Annotated in this window: 3 protein-coding genes; all 3 read right to left on the bottom strand. The window is 75.1% G+C overall.

What is annotated here, in order from left to right:
- Positions 1–62: 62 nt before the first annotated feature.
- From ACZ53K_RS18600 to ACZ53K_RS18590, 3 genes are read right to left on the bottom strand one after another with little or no spacing between them, the layout of a single operon-like run.
- Positions 63–287: an MbtH family protein gene (locus ACZ53K_RS18600; RefSeq protein WP_361148416.1), complete on the bottom strand. Its 225-nt coding sequence runs from the start codon at positions 285–287 to the stop codon at positions 63–65.
- On the bottom strand, positions 284–6,883 hold the full coding sequence (locus tag ACZ53K_RS18595) for an amino acid adenylation domain-containing protein (protein WP_468837403.1): 6,600 nt from the start codon (positions 6,881–6,883) through the stop codon (positions 284–286). The genes ACZ53K_RS18600 and ACZ53K_RS18595 overlap by 4 nt, the downstream gene beginning before the upstream one ends.
- Positions 6,884–6,916: 33 nt before the next feature.
- Positions 6,917–21,973, bottom strand: a complete 15,057-nt coding sequence (locus ACZ53K_RS18590; protein WP_468837401.1) for a non-ribosomal peptide synthetase — start codon at positions 21,971–21,973, stop codon at positions 6,917–6,919.
- Positions 21,974–22,032 lie beyond the last annotated feature (59 nt).

The following is a 22,032-nucleotide window of genomic DNA, read 5'->3' as shown; positions in this document are numbered from 1 at the left end:
CCTCCCCCACGGGGGCGGCCCGCGTGCGGACCGCCCCCTTCGTGGCCGCTTCGCGTGAGCGTCTAGGACGCGTTGCCGCTCGCGCTCATTTCAGCGATGAGGCTCTTGGGACGCATATCGGTCCAGTTCTCGTCGATGTAGTCGAGGCATTCCTGGCGGCCGGCCTCGCCGTGTACGGAGGTCCAGCCCTCGGGAATTTCCGCGAAGGCGGGCCAGAGCGAATGCTGGCCCTCGTCGTTGACGAGCACGAGGAAGGTGCCATTCTCGTTGTCGAACGGATTGGTCATGACGGGTTCCTTTCCCCTGTCGGCCGCATGGCCTGGAGTTTCTCTGCGACGATGCGCCCGATCTGTGCCAAGGGCGCCGGCTGGAGCATGTTGTTGTGGTCGACGGCGATGTCGTGGGTGTCGATGTCCCCCGCGACGAAGGTCCGCCAGCTGGCGACGGCGTCCCAGGCCTGGGAGCCGTCGGGCCGGTCGACGGTCGCGACGAAGACGACGAGGTCGCCGCCGAACCGCTTCGGCGTGTAGCCGTAGGAGAGCCGGCCCGAGTTGATGGTGACTTCCCTGATGTTGGCCAGGACCTGTTCGTCCAAACCCAGCCCGGCGGCGTCGCCGCCGTCCGGCGGGCCCTGTTCACCCAGTTCGCGGCGCATCGTCACGTCCTCGCCCGCACGGGCGGCGGGTGTCTCGCCGAAGAACTCGCCGGTGTCCCCGCCGTGGTAGGTGTCGAGCAGCGCGAGCAGCGCGACCTTCTCGCCCTGGGCCTCCAGGGCGGTGGCGACCGCGTAGGCCACGGTACCGCCGAAGGACCAGCCGAGCAGGTGGTATGGGCCGGTGGGCTGGACGGTGCGGATCTGGTCGGCGTAGTCCGCGGCCATCTCCTCCATGGTCAGCGGCAGCGGCTCGGGCCCGGACAGGCCGCGGGCCTGGAGTCCGTACACCGGCCGGTCGGCGGGCAGGTGCGGCAGCAGGCCCCGGTAGCCCCAGCTCAGCCCCAGGCTGGGGTGGACACAGAACAGCGGCGGGAGGCTGCCCTGCGACCGCAGTGGCAGCAGGACGCCCAGGTCGCCCCGGCTGGTGCCGCGGGCCGCGCCGGTGCCGCCCGGGCGTGCCCGGCTCGCGTCCGCCATGGTGATCAGGCCGGCCGTGGTGCGCCGGGCCCGGTCGCCGGTGTGCAGCATCCGCTCGCCGGGCGGGCCGAAGGGGCTCGCGACGAACCGTTCGCCGGTGGGTCCGGGGCGGTCCGCGTAGCCGCGTGCCGTCGCCGCTCCCGCCACGTACAGGTCGCCCGTGACGCCGGGCGGGACGGGCCGCAGCAGGTCGTCGAGGACGTAGGCGCGGGTGTTCCACACCGGCCGGCCCGCGGGCAGCGCCGACGGTACGGGCTCGCCGGGGGCGGCGCGGTGTTCGAGCCAGGGGCCCGCGGTCCCGGCGGCGGTGTGGCCGGTGACCACGGTGACGTCCGGGAGGGTCTCCCGCCATTTCAGCAGGTCGTCGTCGGGCTGCGGCGGGCCGGCCGACACCGCGAGGATCTCCGTGGGCCGCTGGGCGTCCGGGAGTTCGGTGAGCGTCGGCAACAAGGCCCGGGTGGTCACCAGCAGCCGTCCGGTGTCCGGCCCGGTGGGTGTGCGTACGTCCTCCGGGGCGCCGAGCCGGACGCTGCCGCCTGCGCACAGCGCCGCGAGCGCCGGGGTGACGAGGGCCGCGACGGGGGCCCGGGTGTCGAGCAGGGCCGTGCCGCGGACCGCCGGGGTGGCGTGGGCGCGGTACGCCGTCTGGTGGGCCAGCGTCCGGTGGTCGACGACCGCGGCGGTGCCGTCCGGTGCCGTGCCGTCGAGCACCAGCGCGGGCTGGGCGGGCAGGGGCGGCCGCAGTCCCGGGCCCGCCGCGGCGACGGCTCCGTCGGGCGAGGCGGACACCGGGTCGTCCAGCGCGACGGTCGGCACCGGGCCGTCAGCGGGCAGCTGCCCGCCCGTGGCCGTGGTGCAGACCAGGGCGGCGGGGCGGCTCTCGGACAGCAGCGTCCCGATGTCCTCGACCGGCCGGCCGGCGTCGACGGGACGGCAGGCGGCGCCGGTCTTCAGGACGCCGGTCAAGGCGACCAGGAAGGCGGCGGTGACCGGTTCCGCCACGGCCACGACGTCCCCGGGGCCGGTGCCCAGCGCCGTGAGCCGACGGGCCAGCAGACTGCTCGCGGCGTCCAGCGCGCTGTAGGTGAGTACGCCGTTGCGGTCCATGGCGGCCGCCGCGTCAGGCGTGCGGGCCACCTGTGCGGCCAGTTGCTCGACCACGGTGCGGTCCGGGACCTCGGCCGCCGTACCGGCGGAGTCCGCCACCAGCCGGCGGAACTCGGTCTCGTCCAGCAGGACGTCGACCTGGCTCAGGCGCAGTTCGGGATCGGCCGCGAGCTGTTCCAGTACGCGTACCAGCCGGTCGGCGAAGGCCTGCGCGGTGTCCTCGCCGAACAGGTCGGTCGCGTAGGTCAGGTGGCCGTCCATGCCGTCCGGGCCGCCGTCGGTGCGCTGCCGCTCGGTCAGGTCGAACGACAGGTCCAGCTCACCGGTCGCACCGCCCACACCGAGGCGGCCGGTGCGCAGGCCGGGCAGCTCCCAGGGGTCCCACACCTCGGTCCGGCCCTCGTGGAGGTTCAGGCCGACCTGGAAGACGGGGTGCCGGTCCACGGAGGGCGGCAGCGGCAGGGCGTCCACCAGGCGCTCGAACGGGACGTCCTGGTTGTTGACGGCTTCCCGGTGCGTCTGCTGGACCCTGCGCAGCAGTTCCAGGAATCCGGGGTCGCCGGAGGTGTCCGTACGCAGTGCCAGCGGGCCGTCGAAGGGGCCCACCAGCCCTTCCAGGCCGTCTTCGTCCCGGCGGGCCCGGACGGTGCCGAGGGTGATGTCGGTGCCCGCGCCGAGCCGGGTGAGCAGCAGGGCCAGTGCGGCCTGTACGACCATGAAGCCGGTGGCGTCACGGGGCTCGGCCGCCGCCATCAGCCGGGCGTGCGCCGCGGCGTCCAGGCGCAGCGGCACCTTCTCGATGCGCCGGGAGGGCAGTGCGGGGCGCGGCCGGTCGGTGGGGAGTTCCAGTTCCCCGGCCAGTCCGGCGAGGGCGTCCTGCCAGTACGTGAGCTGGTCGCTGACCAGGGTCTCGGGTTCGTCGGCGCCGCGCAGCAGCTCCTGTTCCCACAGTGCGTAGTCCGCGAACTGGAGGGGCAGTGGCGCCCGTTCGGGTGCCCGGCCTTCGCAGCGCGCGCCGTAGGCCGCCGACAGGTCGCGGAAGAGCGGATCGAGGGACTGCTCGTCGGCGGCGATGCGGTGGACGGTGACCAGCAGGACGTGTTCGGTGTCCGACAGGGGGAACAGGTGCGGCGCCCAGGGTGCTTCCCGTGTCAGGTCGAAGGGGCGGGCGCCGTGGGTGGCCAGCAGGTCCGGCAGGTCCTCCTCGGTCGCCGCGGTCACCGGCAGGTGCGGGCGGGCGGCGGCGTCGGTGGCGGGCATGATGTGCTGGCGCAGTTCGCTGCGGGCGCCGGAGAAGGTGGTCCGCAGGATTTCGTGGCGGGCCGCCACGTCGCCGAGCGCGGCTTCCAGTGCCGTACGGTCCAGCTCGCCCGTCAGGCGCAGCGCGGCGGAGAACTGGTGGGCCGGGCCGTTGTCGTGCAGCCGGGTCATCAGCCAGGTGCGCAGCTGGGCGACGGTCGCGGGCGCCTCGCCTGCGTGGCCGGCCGGTGTCAGGACCGGCCGGGCCTTCGTCGCCAAGGTGCGGGCCACGCCCGCCGCGGTGGGCGCGCTGAAGAACTGCCGCAGGTTCAAGGACGCGTCGAACTCCTCGCGGATCCGCCCGATCAGCCGCATCGCCAGACCCGACTCGCCGCCCAGCTCGAAGAAGTCGTCGTCGGCGCCGACCTGTTCCAGTTTGAGCACGTCGGCGAAGAGGCCGCAGAGGATCTCCTCGGTCTCGTTCTGCGGTGCCCGCTGAGAGACCCGCTCGGCGAAGTCGGGGGCGGGCAGGGCCTTGTGGTCGACCTTGCCGTTGGCGGTGACGGGCAGGGAGCCCAGCACGATGACCGCGGCGGGGACCATGTAGCCGGGCAGGATCTTGGCGGCGTGCTCGCGGACCTCGTCGGTGTCGACCTCCTGGCCGTCGGGGACGACATAGCCGACCAGCAGCCGTTCGCCGGGCCGGTCCTCGCGGGCCGCGACCACGGCCTGGCCGACTCCCGGGTGCGCGGCCAGGGCCGCCTCGACCTCGCCGAGCTCCACCCGGAAGCCGCGGATCTTGACCTGGTCGTCGGCCCGGCCGGCGAACAGCAGCTCGCCCTCCTCCGTCCAGCGCACCAGGTCGCCGGTGCGGTACATCCTCCCCCGGCCTTCGGCCGGGGAGACCCCCATGCCGGGGGCGAACGGGCAGGCCACGAAGCGTTCCGCGGTCAGTCCGGCGCGGCCGAGATAGCCGCGGGCCAGTCCGGTGCCCGCCACGTACAGTTCGCCCACCGTGCCGGCGGGCACCGGCTGGAGGAACGCGTCCAGGACGTAGACCTGCCGGTTGCCCAGCGGGCGGCCGATCGGCAGCACCGCGGCCGGTTCCGCGCCGGGCCGGGTCAGGTGCCAGGTCGCGCACAAGGTGGTCTCGGTCGGCCCGTACAGGTGGCGTACGGCGGTGTCCGGGGCCGCCGCGCGCACCCGGGCGACGGCCGCGGCGGGCACCACGTCACCGCCGGTCAGCACCTCGCGCAGGCCGTGCAGGCACTCCGGCGACTCCTCCGCCACGACGCGGAACGTGCCGGCCGTCAGATGCACCGCGCTCACCCCGGCGCCCACCGCGGCCCGGATGTCCTGCGCGTCCACCGCGCCCGGCGCGGCGACGACCACCCGGCCGCCGGAGGCCAGCGGCACCCAGGTCTCGAACAGCGAGGCGTCGAAGGCGTGCGGCGCGTGCATGAGCACCGCGTCGCGCGGGCCCGTCGACCAGCCGAGGTCGCCGACCAGCCCGGCCACGCTGCCGTGCGGTACCGCCACGCCCTTGGGGACACCGGCCGAGCCCGAGGTGTACATGACGTACGCGAGGTCCTCCGCTCCCACGCGTACCGGCACCGGGGCGTCGGCCGGGCACACCGCGACGGCGTCCCGGACCCGGTCGTCGTCCAGCACGACCAGTTCCGCCGCGGCGTCGACCGGCACCGCGTCGCGGGTGGCCAGCGTGCACACGACCGCCGACGGGCCGGAGTCCGCCAGCAGGAACGCGACCCGCTCCGCCGGGTATCCGGGGTCCACCGGCACGTAGGCCGCGCCGGTCTTCCACACCGCGAGGAGGGTGACGAGCAGGTCGGCGGAGCGTTCCATCAGCACCGCGACCCGGTCGCCGCGCGCCACGCCGCGGCCCGCGAGGTAGGCCGCGAGCCGGTCCGACTCCCGGTCCAGCTCCGCGTACGAGAGCGAGCGCCGCGTGTCGCTCACCGCGACCGCGCCCGGCACCTGGGCCGCCTGCCCGGCGATCAGCTCCGGCACCGAGGTGCCGGGCGCCTTGGCGGCGGTGGCATTCCAGCCGGCCAGCACCAGGTCGCGCTCCTGCTCCTCCAGAACACCGATCCGGCCCACCGGCACGGTGGGGTCGGCGGCCAGCTGCCCGAGCACCCGGACCACCCGCTGCCCGATCAGCCGGGTCGCCTCCGCGCCGAACAGGTCGGGGCGGGAAGACAGCCGCAGGCTGATGCGGTCGCCGGGGAACACGCCGAGGGTGATCGGGTAGTGCGCCGCGTTGCGGGAGAGACCGGCCGGCTCCAGCGTCAGGGCCTGCGGGTCGTCCGGCCCGGCGGGCGGGCGCGGGAAGCTCTCGTAGACCACGAGGGTGTCGAAGGACGCGCCGGGGCCGGCCAACTGCTGCACCTCGGACAGGCCCAGGTGCTGGTGCGGGAGGAGCGCCGACTGGCGTTCCTGGAGGGTGGTGAGCAGGTCGATGGCGGGCTGTTCACCGTCCAGGCGTACCCGTACCGGCAGGGTGTTGATGAACAGGCCGACCATGGACTCGACGTGCGGCAGGTCGTGCGGGCGGCCGGCGACGGTGGCGCCGAAGACCACGTCGGTCCGGCCGGCCAGCCGTGCCAGGACCAGTGCCCAGGCGCCCTGGAACAGGGTGTTGAGGGTCAGCCCGTGGCGGCGGGCCAGTTCGGTCAGGTCCCTGGATGGCCCTTCGGGTATGTCGATCAGGACGTCCTCGGGCACCACACTGGCCCGGGTCCGGTCCGCCGGGACCACCAGCGTCGGCTCGTCGGCACCGGACAGTTCGGAGCGCCACGCCTCGCGGGCGGCGTCCTTGTCCTGCCGGTTCAGCCAGGCGAGGTAGTCGCGGTAGGAGGCGGTGGGCGGGAGTGCGGTGCCGTCGCCGCCCGCCGCGTACGCCGCGGAGAGTTCCGCGAGGACGATCGGCATCGACCAGCCGTCCATGAGGATGTGGTGGCTGGTGACGACCATCCGGTGCCGGTCCGCTCCGAGGCGGATCAGCAGGACGCGCAGCAGGGGCGCCGTGGCCAGGTCGAAGCGGCGGGCGCGCTCGGCTTCGGCGAGCCGGTCGGCCTCGGCGTCGGCGTCCTGCGGCGCGCGGTCGGACAGGTCGGCCTCCTGCCAGGGCAGTTCCACCTCACGGGCGATGACCTGCACCATGCGGGCGCCGCTGACCCGGCGGAAGCAGGCGCGCAGTGCCGCGTGCCGGGCGACCAGGGTCTCCCACGCCGTGCGCAGCCGGCCCGTGTCCAAGGGGCCGTTGACGGCGTGTGCGGACTGCACCGTGTAGACGTCCGGCCCCTCCTCGTCAAAGGTGGCGTGGAAGAGCAGCCCCTCCTGCAGTGGTGACAGCGGCCACACGTCCTCGACCATGGATCGGGTCATCGCTTTCTCCTCACAACGCTTTGTCGTGTTCGGCTAGCGCTTGTCGTCGGTGAACCCGGCTTCCAGCTCGTCGATCTGCTGCTGGGCAAGATCGAGGAGGCCGAAGTCGGAGGGGCTGTGGCCGCCCGCCGCCGGGTCGGTGGTGTGCGCGGCCAGGCCGGACAGCAGGTCCAGCCATGCCCGGCCGATGCGTTCGGCCGCCGCGTCCGCGGGCCCGTCGAGCACGAGGGTCAGTTCCGGCTCGTCCGGTGTGCCCCGGAGGACCGTGCTCGCCTCCAGGCCGTACGGGACGGGCGGTACCAGCCGGGCCGTGCCGCCGGCGGGTCCGGCCGACTGCCAGGGCGTGTCCGCGGGCCCGGTGCGGGTCCGGTCCCGGTGGGTGAAGGAGAGGCGGGATTCCGGCGGGGCGTCCGGGACCGCGCCGGCCCCGGGACCGGCGCGCAGGTGTTCCTTGACGGCCTTCAACAACGTACCGGCCGCCGGTCCGCCTGCCCAAGCCCCGTCCAAATCGGTGCCGGACAGGTCCAGCCGCACGGTGCGGGTGACGGTGAACCTGCCGACGGTACGGGCCAGTTCACTGTCGTCCGCGTCCGCGTCGGGCCGCCTGCCGTCCGTCTCGACGTCCACCAGGACGGGCTCTCCCGTTCCTTGGCGTGCCATCGCGCCCGCCAGGGCCGCGAGCAGCACCTCGTGGGCCTCGCAGTGGTAGAGGGGCAGGGTCCGGTGCAGCAGGGTGGCCGCGGTGTCGTGCGGTACGGTCCACGACCGGTGGTGTGCGGTGGCGGGCGCTTCCGGACGCTGCCCGTCGGCGGTCCGGCTCTCCTCGGCGGGCGGCTCGTTGGCCCTGGTCTCCTCGGCTGTCCGCGCGTCCAGGTCCGCGGCCCAGCGCCGGAAGGACGTACCGACGGGTGCGAGTTCCGGTACGGCGTCGGCGGCCACGGCGGCGCAGGCCGCCGCGAGGTCGGTGACCAGGATGCGCCAGGACGGTTCGTCCACGACGAGGTGGTGCGCCGCGAGGGCCAGCCGGCCGGTACGCCCGGCTCCGGCGTCGAGCCATACGGCCCGGAACGCGGGGCCCGTCGCCGGGTCCAGCTGTTCCGCCGCCTCGCGGCCCGCCCGGTCCGCCACGGCGTCCAGGTCGCCGTCGGGGATGCGGGTGCCGTCGATACGGGTGACGGCCGATGCGGCGTCCACCGTGCCGCGTTCACCGGCCACCAGCACCGGCTGCCCGTCCTCGCCCGGCTCCACGCGGGCCCGCAGCATGTCGTGCGTGTCCAGTACGGCGGCCAGCCCGGCGGTCAGTGTGCGCGTCTCCAGGCCGGCCGGCACGGTCACGGCGGTCCACTCGGCGAGCCCCGGGGCGAAGGCGTGCCCGCCGAGCGCCCGCATGGCGGGGGTCGGCGCGATCTCGCCCGTGCCCACGTTCCCGGCCGCCCGTGCACGGTCCGCGGTCTGTGCCGATTCCACGGCCTCGGCGAGGCGTTCGGGGGTCGGCTGCTCGAAGACCTGGCGGGGCGTCAGGGTGAGTCCGGCGCGGCGGGCCCGGGAGGCCAGCTGCATCGACATGACGGAGTCACCGCCCACGTGGAAGAAGTTGTCGTCGATGCCCACCCGTTCGAGGCCGAGCACCTCGGCGAACAGGGTGCACAGGGTCTCCTCCACCGGCGTGCGCGGGGCGCGACCGGAGACCTGCCCGGCGAAGTCCGGGGCGGGCAGGGCCCGGCGGTCGATCTTGCCGTTCGGGGTGAGCGGCAGCCGGTCCAGCGGCACCAGGGCCGCGGGCACCATGTACTCGGGCAGCCGCTCGGCGACGTGTTCGCGCAGGGCGGCCAGCAGCGCCCCGGTGTCGCGGCCCGCGGCCGGCGCGTTGGTCCACGCCGTCAGCGGGGCCTCCGGGTCGGCGGCGCCCCCGGCCGGTACGTACGTGTCCACCGGCGCGTGGCCGTCGGCGAGTCCGGAGCGGATGAACGCGAGGTCCAGCGTCTCCGGCGTACCGGCGGACCAGGTGGCGCCCACCCAGTAGCCCAGGCTCTCCCCCAGCTCGTGGAACGCCTCGACGTCGGGGGTCCCGGCGTCGGGCAGGCGCGTGTGCCCGGCGCCGCCCGCCGTCAGCCGCGCCGGGTCCCCGCCGTCCTGGACGACCCGGGCGAGCGCCGCCTCGTACGCGACCCGGGTGTTGGGCACGCCGGTGACGCGCAGCCGGTCCGGCCGTTCGCCGTCCAGGTGGCGCCGCAGCGCGGCGAGACCGCCGTTGCCGTCCGCCCAGTCCCGCTCGGGTGCGCCGTCGAGGGAGAGCACGGCGGCTCCCCGCTTGTGCAGCGTCACGTCGTAGCGGTACCGGGTCAGCTCGTTGTGGTGGTGTCCGCGTTTGAGCCGGATGTCCACTCCGGCGGTGTCCGGCAGCCGGTCCCGGAGCGCGGTGAAGAACTCCGGGTCGACCAGGAGTTCCTTCTCCAGTACGACGCTGCGCTCCACGGCCCGCCGCAGCGTGGCCGGGTCGCCGTCGTCCCCGGCGCGTCCCGCCTGCACGGCGGTGGCCAGGGCCCGCAGGAGCCGGACGTTGCGTACGTCGCCGACGAACAGCGCGCCGCCCGGTGCCAGCAGCCGTACGGCCAGCTCCACGACCTCCTGGAGGTATCCGGCGTTGGGGAAGTACTGCGCGACCGAGTTGAGCACGATGGTGTCGAAGTACCCGGCGGGCAGGCCGTCGGCCTCGTGTGCGGCCTGGGTGCGCAGTTCGACCCGTCCGGCCAGCCCGGGGTCGCGGCTGACGTGCCGCCGCAGTTCCTCGATCGCGGACGCGGAGAAGTCGGTGCCCCAGTACGTCTCGCAGTCGGGGGCGAGCCGGGAGAGGAGCAGGCCGGTGCCGACGCCCAGCTCCAGCACCCGGCGGGGGTTCAGGGCCCGGATGCGGGCGACGGTCTGGGCCCGCCATTCGCGCATCTGCTCCAGCGGGATGGGCTGTCCGTCGTAACTGCTGTTCCAGCCCGCGAAGTTCTCGCCCAGGACGTCGGACTCGGGGTGGGCGTGCAGGGTGTCGTACAGGTCCTGCCACTCGCCGACCTGCTCCTGTTCGAGCCGCTCGTCGCGGTCGCCGGTGGCCGTGTCGGCGACCACGTAACCGACCAGGCGGCGTTCGCCGGGCCGGTCTTCGCGGGCCACCACGACGGCCTGGGCCACGGCCGGGTGGGTGGCCAGCGCGGCCTCGATCTCGCCCGGCTCGACGCGGTGGCCGCGGACCTTGACCTGGGCGTCGGCTCGGCCGACGAAGACCAGTTCGCCGTCCGGCGTCCAGCGTGCCACGTCTCCGGTGCGGTACATCCTCCCCCGGCCTTCGGCCGGGGGGACCCCCATGCCGGGCGCGAACGGGCAGGCCACGAAGCGTTCCGCGGTCAGGCCGGGCCGGTCGAGGTAGCCGCGGGCGAGGTTGACGCCGGTGACGTACAGCTCGCCTGCGACGTCCGGCGGGACGGGCTGGAGGAAGGCGTCGAGCACGTATGTACGGGAGTTGGCGATCGGCCGGCCGATCGGTACCGGTCCGGTGTCCGGTGCCAGCGGCGCGCTCATCGTGGCGCACACCGTCGTCTCGGTCGGCCCGTACGCGTTGACCATCCGCCGGGCCCCGGCCCAGCGGGCGGGCAGGCCCGGCGGGCACGCCTCGCCCGCCACGGTCAGCGTCTCCAGCGCCGCGGGCAGTTCCTCGGCCACCGCCAGCACGCTCGGAGGGACCGTCGCATGGGTGATGTCCCAGCGGCGCAGCGCCGCGCCGAGCGGCGCGCGGGGCGGCAGTTCCTCCGGTCCGGGGACGACGGACGCCGCGCCGGACAGCAGCGCCATGCACAGTTCGGAGACGGCGGCGTCGAAGCTCAGCGACGCCATCTGCAGGACGCGGGAGTCCGGGGTGACCGCGAACCGTTCGATCTGGGCGTGGGCCAGGTTGCCCACACCCGCGTGCGGGACGACGACGCCCTTGGGCCGCCCGGTGGAGCCGGACGTGTAGGTGACGTAGGCGGCGTGGGCCGGGCGCAGTGGCGCGGTCCGCTCGTCGTCGGTCAGGGGGCCGCCCGGCAGTGCGGCGATGCCGGCCGCGACCGCCGCGTCGTCCAGGACGACAACGTGTCCGGTGTACCCGTCCGGTACGACGCCGCGGGTCTGTGTGGTGCACAGCGCCACCGGCGGTCCGGCGTCGGCGAGTACGTATGCCACGCGCTCCGCCGGGTGTGCCGGGTCCACCGGTACGAAGGCGCCGCCCGCGATCGAGACGGCCAGTACGGCGGTCACCATGGCCGCCGACCGCTGCACGGCCACCGCGACCCGCTGTTCCGGCCCGACGCCGAGCCCGGTCAGGTAGCGGGCCAGGCGGCCTGACTCCTCGGCCAGTTCGCCGTAGGTCAGTGTGCGGTCGTCCGTGACCAGTGCCGTCGCGTCCGGGGACTGCGCGGCCCGGCGGGCGAACAGCTCCGGCAGGGTGGCGGCCGGGGCGGGCACCGCGGTCCGGTTCCACCGGGTCTCGACCAGTTCGCGTTCGTCCTCGCCCAGCAGCCGGACGCGGCCCACGGGCGTCGTCGGGTCCGCGACGACCTGTTCCAGGGCCCGGACCAGCGCGGCCTGCATCCGTTCGGCGCGGGCGCGGGAGAAGACGTCCGGCCGGTAGATGAAGTCGCCCTGTACGCGCTCCCCGGGCGCCACGATCCAGGTGAGGGGGTAGTGGCCGCGGTCCTCGGGGATCCCGGCCGGGCGTACGGCGAGGGAATCCGGGTCGGCGGGCGTCTCGGGCGGCTGCGGGTAGTTCTCGTAGACCACGAGCGTGTCGAAGGTCGCGCCGGGACCGGCGAGGTGCTGGATCTCCGGCAGTCCGACGTGCTGGTGGGCCAGCAGCGCGGTCCGGCGCCGCTGGAGGTCGGTGAGCAGGTCGACGACCGGCTGCGCGCCGTCCAGGTGCACTCGTACCGGCAGGGTGTTGATGAACAGGCCGATCATCGACTCGACGCCCGGCAGCTCCGGCGGCCGGCCGGCGACGGTGGTCCCGAAGACCACGTCGCCGCGGCCGGTCAGCCGGGCCAGCAGCAGTGCCCACATGCCCTGCATGACGGTGTTCGCGGTCAGCCCGAGGCCGCGGGTCAGCTCGGTCAGCCCCCGGGTGAGGTCGTCGGTCAGCTCGAAGCGGATGCGTTCGGGCACCGCGGGCGCCCGGACCAGTTCGGCGGGCACCACGCTGGTCGGCTCGTCCACCCCGGCCAGTTCGGCCCGCCAGGCGGCCCGTGCGGCCTCCTTGTCCTGGCGGTCCAGCCAGGTCAGGTACTCGCGGTAGGAGGTGGCCGGCGGCAGCGTGCGGTCGTGGCCGCCCGCCGCGTACACGGCCGCCATCTCGTTGATGAGCACCGGCAGGGACCAGCCGTCCTTGACGATGTGATGGCTGGTCAGCACCAGCATGTGCCGGCGTTCGGCGAGCCGGACCAGCAGCAGCCGCAGCAGCGGCGCCACGGTCAGGTCCAGCCGGTGCTCGCGGTCACCGTCGGCGAGCGCCTGGAGGGCGTCCGGCACGGCGTCGGCGGGCAGGTCCGACAGGTCCGCCTCGCGCCACGGCAGCGGTACGTCCCGGGCGATGACCTGCACGGTCTCGCCCGACGCGCGCGGGTGGAAGCTGGCCCGCAGGGACGGGTGGCGGATCAGCAGCGTCTCCCACGTGGCCCGCAGCCGGGCGATGTCGAGCGGGCCGGCCAGCTCCATCATCCGCTGGCCCTCGTAGATGTCGGGACCCTCCTCGTCGAAGGCCGCGTGGAACAGCAGCCCTGCCTGGAGGGGCGACAGCGGCCAGATGTCCGCCAGGGCCGGTACGGCGGCCTCCAGCTCCTCCACGGTGTCCTGCGTCAGCTCCAGGAGGGAGAAGTCGGAGGGCGTGTGCCCGCCCGCGCCGGGGTTCTCGGTGTGCGCGGCCAGGCCGCGAAGCGCCGCGAGCCAGTCCTGCCCGAGCCGCCGCACGGCGTCCTCGTCCAGAAGCCCGCCGGGCCAGCTGAGGGTCAGGGTCAGTGCGGGCCCGTCGGGGCCGTCCTGGACCACCGCGCCCGCTTCCAGGGCGTGCCGGGCGGGCATGTCCTCGTCCACGGAACCGCCGAGCGCCGCCTCGCCGGCCAGTTGCCAGGGCTCCACCGTCTCCGGTGCGGCACCGGCGGCGAACCGGCCGAGGTAATTGAACGCGATCTGCGGGGACGCGAGCGCGGCCAGCTCCGGGCCGGTCGCCGGGTTGAGGTGGCGCAGCAGCTCGTACCCGAGCCCGTCGCCCGGTACGGCGCGTGCCTGTTCCTTGACGGTCTTGAGCAGCGCGCCGGCCGCGGGCCCGCCCGCCAGGGCCTGGTCCAGGTCGAGGCCGGCCGGCCGCAGCCGCAGTGGGTGTGTGCTGGTGAACCAGCCGACCGTACGGGACAGGTCCGCGCCGGCGACCGGCTCGCGCCCGTGCCCTTCGATGTCCACCAGCACTCCGCCGCCGGTGTCCTGGCCCCGCTCGTCCTGCCGCCGGGTCACGGCGGCTGCCAGCGCGGCCAGCAGCACGTCGTGGACGCCGCAGTGGAAGGCGGCCGGGGTCCGAGCCGCGAGGACGGCGGCCGCGGTGGCGGGCACGGTCCAGGTGAGGCGGCGGACGGTTGCCGCGGTGTCCCGCACCGGGTCGAGGGCGCGTTCGCCCACCAGCGGGTCCGGGCCGCCCAGGACGGCGGTCCAGTGCTCCAGTTCGGCGGTGCGGGCGGGGTCCGTCGCCTGTTCGGCGAGCAGGGCCGACCACTGCCTGAAGGTCGTACCGACCGGGTCCAGGTCCGGCCGCCGCTCCGCCGCGACGGCTTCGCAGGCGGCTTGCAGGTCCGGTACGAGGATGCGCCAGGAGACGCCGTCGACGACCAGGTGGTGGACGGCGAGCACCAGACGGCCGGTCCGCGCGGGACCGGCGTCCAGCCACACCGCCTGCACCAGCACGCCGTCGGCGGGCGCCAGACGCCGCACCGCCTCCCGCGCGGCCCGGTCCGCCAGCCCGTCCAGGCCGTCGTCCGGTACGTGCGCGGCGTCGACGCGGCTGACCAGCGCGGCGGCGTCCAGCGCACCGCGGGCGGCCACGTGCAGCGCCGGTTCGGGCCCGTCCGTCACACGGGCCCGCAGCATGTCGTGCGTGTCCAGTACGGCGGCCAGCCCGGCAGTCAGCACGTCCTGGCCGAGCCCGGCGGGTGCGCCGAGGACCGCCCACTGCGCGAACTCGCCGCGCGTCGCGGCCGGTACGCCGAGGGCCCGTACGACCGGGGCCCAGGCGACCTCACCCGATCCGGCGCCGGCCGGTTCCGGCGCGGCCGCGGTGTCGTCCCCGGCCGTTTCAGCCACCTCGGCCAGCCGCTCCGGGGTCTTCTCCTCGAAGACCTGCCACGGCGTGACGACCACCCCGGCGCGCCGGGCCCGGGACACCAGTTGCAGCGACATGATCGAGTCGCCGCCCAGCTCGAAGAAGCTGTCCGCCACGCCGACCCGGTCCAGGCCCAGCACCTCGGCGAACAGTGCGCACAGAATCTCCTCGGTCCCGCTGCGCGGCGCCCGCTCCGAGGCGCGCGCGGCGAAGTCGGGCGCTGGCAGCGCGGCCCGGTCGACCTTGCCGTTCGCGGTCACCGGGAGCGCTCCGAGCACCACCACGGCGGCCGGGACGAGGTAGTCGGGCAGCAGTCCGGCGACGTGGTCGCGTACCGCCTCGGCGTCCGCGGCCGTCCCGTCCGGCACGACGTACCCGATCAGGCGCCGTTCGCCGGGGCGGTCCTCGCGGGCCACCACCACGGCCTGGGCGACCGCCGGGTGCCCGGCCAGCGCGGCTTCCACCTCGCCCGGCTCCACCCGGTAGCCGCGTACCTTGACCTGCGTGTCGGCGCGCCCGGCGAAGACCAGTTCGCCGTCGTGGGTCCAGTGCGCCAGGTCGCCCGTACGGTACATCCTCCCCCAGCCTTCGGCCGGGGGGACCCCCATGCCGGACGCGAAGGGCGAGGCGACGAACCGTTCGGCCGTCGCACCGGCGCGGTCGAGGTAGCCCCGCGCCAGGCCCGCGCCCGCCAGGTACAACTCGCCGTCCACTCCCGGCGGTACGGGCTGGAGGAACGCGTCCAGTACATACGCCTGCCGGCCGTCCAGCGGGCGCCCGATCGGCAGCACGTCGTCCGTCACGGGCTCGCCCGGCCGCAGGTGCCTCCAGGTGGCGCACAGGGTGGTCTCGGTCGGCCCGTACAGGTGGCGGATCACCACGTCGGGGCACGCTTCCCGTACGCGGGCGACGGACGCCGCCGGGACCACGTCACCGCCGGTCAGCACCTCGCGCAGGCCCGCGAAGCAGTCCGGCGACTCCTCCGCGACCACGCGGAACAGGCCGGCCGTGAGGTGCACGGATGTCACCCCCGCGGCCACCGCCTCGCGTACCCGCCGGGCGTCGACCGTGCCGGGGGCGGCCACCACCACACGGCCGCCCGCGGCCAGCGGCACCCAGATCTCGTACAGGGAGGCGTCGAAGACGTGCGGCGCGTGCATCAGCACCGCGTCGTCCGCGCCGAGCGACCAGCCGCGCTCCCCCACCAGCGCCGCCACACTGCCGTGCGGCACACCCACGCCCTTCGGCACGCCGGTGGACCCGGAGGTGTACATCACGTACGCCAAGTCGTCAGCGTGCAGCGAGAGTTGCGCTCCGCCCCTGGCTTCCGCCACCGCCGCCCGCACCCCCGGGTCGTCCAGCACGACCACCCGCCCGGCCGCATCCGCCGGGACCGCCGCCCGGGTGTCCTCGGTGCACAGCACGACCACCGGTCCCGAGTCCGCCAGCAGGAACGCGACCCGCTCCGCCGGATACCCGGCGTCCACCGGCACGTACGCCGCCCCGGCCTTCCACACCGCCAGCAGCACGGCCACCAGGTCGGCGGAGCGCTCCAGCACCACCGCGACGCGGTCACCGCGCCCCACGCCCAGACCGCTCAGGTACGCGGCGAGACGGTCCGACTCGGTGTCCAACTCGCCATATTGAACAGTTCGCCGCCCGTCCGCCACGGCCACCGCGGAGCGGGCCCGCGCCACCTGACCGGCGAACAGCTCCGGCACCGAGGCCGCGGACGGCTCCCCGGCCGCCGCCGGGTTCCACTCCGTCACGGCACGGCCGTACTCCGGTGCGCCCAGTACGCCGATCCGGCCGACGGGCGCCTGCGGGTCCGCCACGATCTGTTCCAGTACGCGGACGACGCGCTCCCCCAGCTGCCGGGCCTCGCGCCGGTCGAACAGGTCCGGGCGGTACGTCACGTAGATCCGCAGCCGGTCGCCGGGGACGACGCCCACGGCCAGCGGGTAGTGGGTGCCGGCCACCAGGTTCGCCTGGGAGATCGTCACCTCGCCGCCCGCCCGCATGGAGCCGGACAGGGTGGCGGTGGTCCGCGGATAGTTCTCGAACATCAGCATGGTGTCGAAGACCGCGCCGGGCCCGGCCAGGCCCTGCACCTCCGGCAGGCCGAGGTGCTGGTGGGCCAGGAGCGCGGACTGGCGCTCCTGGAGGCCGGTGAGCATCCGCAGGACCGGCTCCGCGCCGTCGAGCCGGACCCGTACCGGCTGGGTGTTGATGAACAGGCCGACCATCGACTCGACGTCGGGCAGCTCCGGCGGCCGGCCGGAGACGGTGCCGCCGAAGACGACATCGGTCCGCCCGGCGAGGCGCGCCAGCACCATCGCCCAGGCGCCCTGCACCACGGTGTTGACGGTCAGGCCGTGCCGCCGGGCCAGCCCGGTCAGGGCCCGGGTGCCGTCCTCGGACATCTCGGCGGCGCCGGTCTCGGGCTCTGCCGGGGCCCGGCCCTGGCCGGAGCGGGCCACCAGGGTGGATTCCTCGGCGCCGGCGAGTTCCGTCTGCCAGGCGGTCCGCGCGGCATCCTTGTCCTGTCCGGCCAGCCACGCCAGGTAGTCGCGGTACGAGGCGGTCCGCCGCAGGCCCGTGCCGTCGCCGTCCGCCGCGTAGGCCGTGCCGAGCTCGTCGAGGACGATCGGCATGGACCAGCCGTCCAGCAGGATGTGGTGGCTGGTCACGACCAGGAAGTGCCGGTCCTCTGCCAGGCGTACGAGCAGCAGCCGCAGCAGCGGGGCCGACGCGAGGTCGAAGCGCCGGGCCCGTTCGTTCCCGGCGAGGCGTTCCAGCGCGGTCTGCCGTTCGGCTTCCGGGAGGGACGACACGTCCGCCTCGCCCCAGGGCAGTTCGACGTGCCCGGCGACGACCTGCACGGTGTCGCCGGACTCCCGCTGGTGGAAGCCGGCCCGCAGCGCGTCGTGCCGGGCCAGCAGCGTCTGCCAGGACGCGCGCAGACGGGCGGCGTCCAGGGGTCCGGTCAGTTCCAGCAGCCGCTGGGTCTCGTAGACGTCCGGGCCTTCCTCGTCGAAGGCGGCGTGGAACAGCAGCCCTTCCTGGAGGGGTGACAGCGGCCAGATGTCCGTCAGGGACGGTACGGCGGCCTCCAGTGCCGTCACGCTCTCCTGGGTGATGTCCAGGAGCGGGAAGTCGCCGGGGGTGTGGCCGCCCGCGCCGGGGCCGTCGGCGTGGGCGGCCAGTCCGCCGAGGAGGCCCAGCCAGGCCTGGCCGAGTCCGGCGACCGCGGTCTCGTCGAGGAGGGCGGCGGGCCAGCTCAGCGCGAGGTCCAGGGCCGGCCCGTCCGGGGTGTCGCGGACGACGGCGCTCGCCTCCAGAGCGTGCTGGACGGGCAGGTCCGGTGCGGCCGTACCGCCGATCGCGGTGGCTCCGGCCGTCTGCCAGGGGCCGACCGGGCCGCCGTCCGCGACCGCCGCGAACCGGCCGAGGTAGTTGAAGCCGATCCGGGGGTCCGGGAGGGCGGCCAGCGTGCGGCCGGTGTCCGGGTTGAGGTGGCGCAGGAGCTCGTACCCGAGCCCGTCACCGGGGACGGCACGCGCCTGCTCCTTGACGGTCTTGAGCAGTGCCCCGGCGGCGGGCCCGCCGGCGAGCGCCTGCGGCAGGTCGATGCCGGAGAGGTCCAGGCGGACCGGGTGGACGCTGGTGAACCAGCCCACCGTGCGGGACAGGTCGGTGCCGTCGAGCGGTTCCCGGCCGTGTCCTTCGACGTCCACCAGGAGCCCGGAGCCCGCGCCTGTACCGGGCCGCCAGTGGGCGACCGCGCCCGCCAACGAGGCCAGCAGCACGTCGTGCGCTCCGCAGTGGAAGGCCGCCGGGGCGCGGTTCAGCAGCGCGGCCGCCGCCTCGCCGGTCACGGTCCAGGAGCGGCGGTGCAGGGTGGCCGCGGTGTCCGTGTCCGGGTCGGGCGTACGGATGCCGAGCAGAGGGTCCGCGGTGTCGAGCAGGGCGGTCCAGTCGGCGAGTTCGGCGGTGCGGGCCGCTTCGGACGCCTGGGCGGTGAGCAGATCGGCCCAGCGGCGGAAGGAGGTGCCGACGGGATCGAGTTCCGGGGCGTCCCCGGCGAGCGCGGCCTCGCAGGCGGCGCGCAGGTCGGGGGCGAGGATGCGCCACGACACGCCGTCCACGACCAGGTGGTGCGCGATCAGGGCCAGCCGCCCGGTCCGGTCCGGTCCGGCGTCCACCCACACCGCCTGGACCATGACACCGGCGGCCGGGTCCAGCCGGGTGGCGGCCTCACGTGCCGCGTCCTCGGCGATGCCGTCCAGGGCGTCGTCCGGCACGTCGGTGGCGTCGGTACGGGTGACCAGCGCGGCGGCGTCCACCGCGCCGCGGCCGGGCACGTGCAGCGTGGGGCGCTCGCCCGCATGGGCGCGAGCGCGCAGCATGGCGTGGGTGTCCAGGACGGCGGCCAGGCCCGCGGTCAGCGCGTCCGTCCCCAGTCCGGCCGGCGCGCCCATGATGATCCACTGGGCGAAGCCGGGGCGGGCGGCGCGCTCGCCCAGTGCCCGCATGACGGGTGTCCAGGGCAGATCACCCTCGCCCGCGTCGGAGGCGGGGCCGGCGGCGCCGGTACGGGCCGCCACCGCCGCCAGCCGCCCGGCCGTCTTGAGGTCGAATACCTGACGTGGCGTCAGCACCAGTCCGGCGCGGCGGGCCCGCGACACCAGCTGCATCGAGCCGATCGAGTCGCCGCCCAGCGCGAAGAAGCCGTCGTCGGCCCCCACCCGGTCCAGGCCGAGCACTTCGGCGAACAGACCGCACAGGATCTCCTCGGCCGCGGTGCCCGGGGCCCGCCCGGACACCCGGCCCGCGAAGTCGGGGGCGGGCAGCGCCACCCGGTCCACCTTGCCGTTGACCGTCACCGGCAGGGACGGCAGCACCAGCACGGCCGCCGGGACCATGTAGTCCGGCAGCACCTTGGCGACGTGCTCACGGATCTGGTCCGCGTCCGCCTCCTGCCCGTCGGGCACCACGTAACCCACCAGGCGCCGTTCGCCGGGGCCGTCCGCGCGGGCCACGACCACGGCCTGGCCGACGGCCGGGTGCGCGGCCAGCGCCGCCTCCACCTCGCCCAGTTCGACCCGGAAGCCGCGCACCTTGACCTGCGCGTCCGCCCGGCCGACGAAGACCAGCTCGCCCTCGGGCGTCCAGCGCACCAGGTCGCCGGTCCGGTACATCCTCCCCCAGCCTTCGGCCGGGGGGACCCCCATGCCGGCGGCGAACGGGCATGCCACGAAGCGTTCGGCGCTGAGGCCCGCACGCTGCCAGTAGCCCTGTGCCAGCCCGGTCCCGGCGACGTACAGCTCGCCGACGACGTCCGGCGGCACGGGCTGCAGGAACGCGTCCAGGACATACACCTGACGGTTGTCCAGCGGGCGGCCCACCGGCAGTTCCCCGCCCGCGTCGTCGCCGGGCCGCAGGACGTGCCAGGTGGCGCACAGGGTGACCTCGGTGGGCCCGTACAGATGCCGTACGGTCACCTCGGGGCACGCCGCGCGCACCCGCGCCACCGACGCGGCCGGGACCACGTCGCCGCCGGTCAGCACCTCGCGCAGCCCGGCGAAGCACTCCGGGGCGTCCTCCGCGACCACCCGGAACAGCCCGGCCGTGACATGGACCGCCGTCACCCCGCCCGCCACGGCCTCGCGGATGCGCTGCGCGTCCACCGCACCCGGCCGTGCCACCTCGACGCGGCCGCCGGCCACCAGCGGCGCCCAGATCTCGAACAGTGACACGTCGAAGGCGTGCGGGGCGTGCATCAGCACCGCGTCGTCCGGGCCGAGCGACCAGCCGCGCCCGCCCGTCAGCGCCGCGACGCTCCCGTGCGGTACGGCCACGCCCTTCGGCACGCCGGTGGAACCGGAGGTGTACATCACGTACGCCATGTCGTCTGCTGCGAGCGGCAGTTGGGAAGCCGGGTCGTTGCATTCCGCGACCTCCGGCGTGTCCAGCACCACCAGCCGGCCGTCCACGTCCACCGGGACCGCCGAGCGCGTCGCCTCCGTGCACACCACGGCCGCCGGCTGCGCGTCGGCCAGCATGAACGCGATGCGCTCCGCCGGGTACCCCGCGTCCACCGGCACGTACGCCGCCCCGGCCTTCCACACCCCCAGCAGCGCCACCACCAGATCGGCGGACCGCTCCAGCACGACGGCGACGCGGTCACCGCGCCGCACGCCCGCACGCGTCAGGTACGCGGCCACCCGCCCGGACTCCGCGTCCAGTTCGCCGTACGCCAGTGCCCGCCGCTCATCCCTGACGGCCACGGCGTCCGGCGCCGACGCCACCCGCCGCGCGAACAGTTCCGGCACCGACGGGCCCGCCGCCTCCGCCGCCGTCGCGTTCCAGCCGTCGACGACCAGCCGCCGTTCGTCCGCCCCCAGGACGCCGACCCGGCCCACCGGCGCCGACGGGTCCGCCACGATCTGCTCCAGCACCCGCACCAGCCGCGCGAACACGGCCTCGGCGGTGCGGTGATCGAACAGGTCCGGGCGGAAATCGAGTTTGCAGAGCATCCGCTCGCCGGGCACGACGACCAGCGTGAAGGGGTAGTGGGAAGTCTCCCGCCCTTCCAGGAAACGCAGGGTGAAGGCGTCGGGGCCGGTCGCCCCGGCGGGCGCCGCCGGGTAGTTCTCGAAGACCACCAGCGTGTCGAAGACCGCGCCGGGACCGGCCAGCTTCTGTATCTCCCCCAGCCCCAGGTGCTGGTGGGACATGAGGGCCGTCTGCCGCTCCTGGATGCCGGCGAAGAGCCGGTGGAGCGGCTGCCCGCCGTCGAGCTGGACACGGACCGGCAGGGTGTTGATGAACAGGCCCACCATCGACTCGACACCGGGCAGCGCGTCGGGGCGGCCGGCCACCGTGGCGCCGAACACCACGTCGTCCCGCCCGGCGAGCCGCGCCAGGAGCAGCGCCCAGGCGCCCTGCACCACGGTGTTGACCGTCAGCTTGTGGGCGCGGGCCAGCTCCACCAGACCGCGCGTCAGGTCCGCGGGGATCTCGCTGATCAGGCTCTCGGGCACCACCGGCAGCCGGGCCGGGTCGGCCGGCGCCACCAGCGTCGGCTCGTCGTTGCCGGCCAGCTCCGCCCGCCACGCCTGCCGGGCGGCGTCCTTGTCCTGCCGGTTCAGCCAGGCCAGGTAGTCCCGGTAGCGGGCCGCCCTGGGCAGCCCGCGTGCGTCGCCGCCCGCCGCGTACACCGTGGTCAGCTCGTTGAGCAGGACCGGCATCGACCAGCCGTCCATCAGGACGTGGTGGGAGGTGATGACCAGCCGGTGCCGTTCGGCGCCCAGGCGGATCAGCAGCAGGCGCAGCAGCGGCGGCACTGCCGGGTCGAACCGCTCGGCCCGCTCCCGCGCGGCCAGCCGCTCCGCCTCGGCGGCGGCGTCCGCCGCTTCGAGGCCCGATACGTCGGCCTCCCGCCACGGCAGTTCGACCTCGCGAGCCACGACCTGCACCGCGTCGCCCGACCTGCGCCGCCGGAAGCCCGCCCGCAGCACCGGGTGCCGGGCGACCAGCGCCTCCCACGAGGCGCGCAGCCGGTCCGCGTCCAGCGGGCCGTCCAGTGCCAGTGTCCGCTGGCCCTGGTAGACGTCCGGGCCCTCCTCGTCGAAGGCGGCGTGGAACAGCAGCCCTTCCTGCAACGGCGAGAGCGGCCACACGTCCTCGACAAGAGATCGGGTCATCGCTTACTCCTCAAAACGACATGCGTTCATCGGGCTACGAGGTGCGGCCGGCCGCGCGC

This window comes from Streptomyces sp. NPDC033221, from assembly GCF_055577005.1.
The sequence above is the reverse complement of the archived record's forward strand: the minus strand, read 5'-3'. Positions and strand labels throughout refer to the sequence as shown.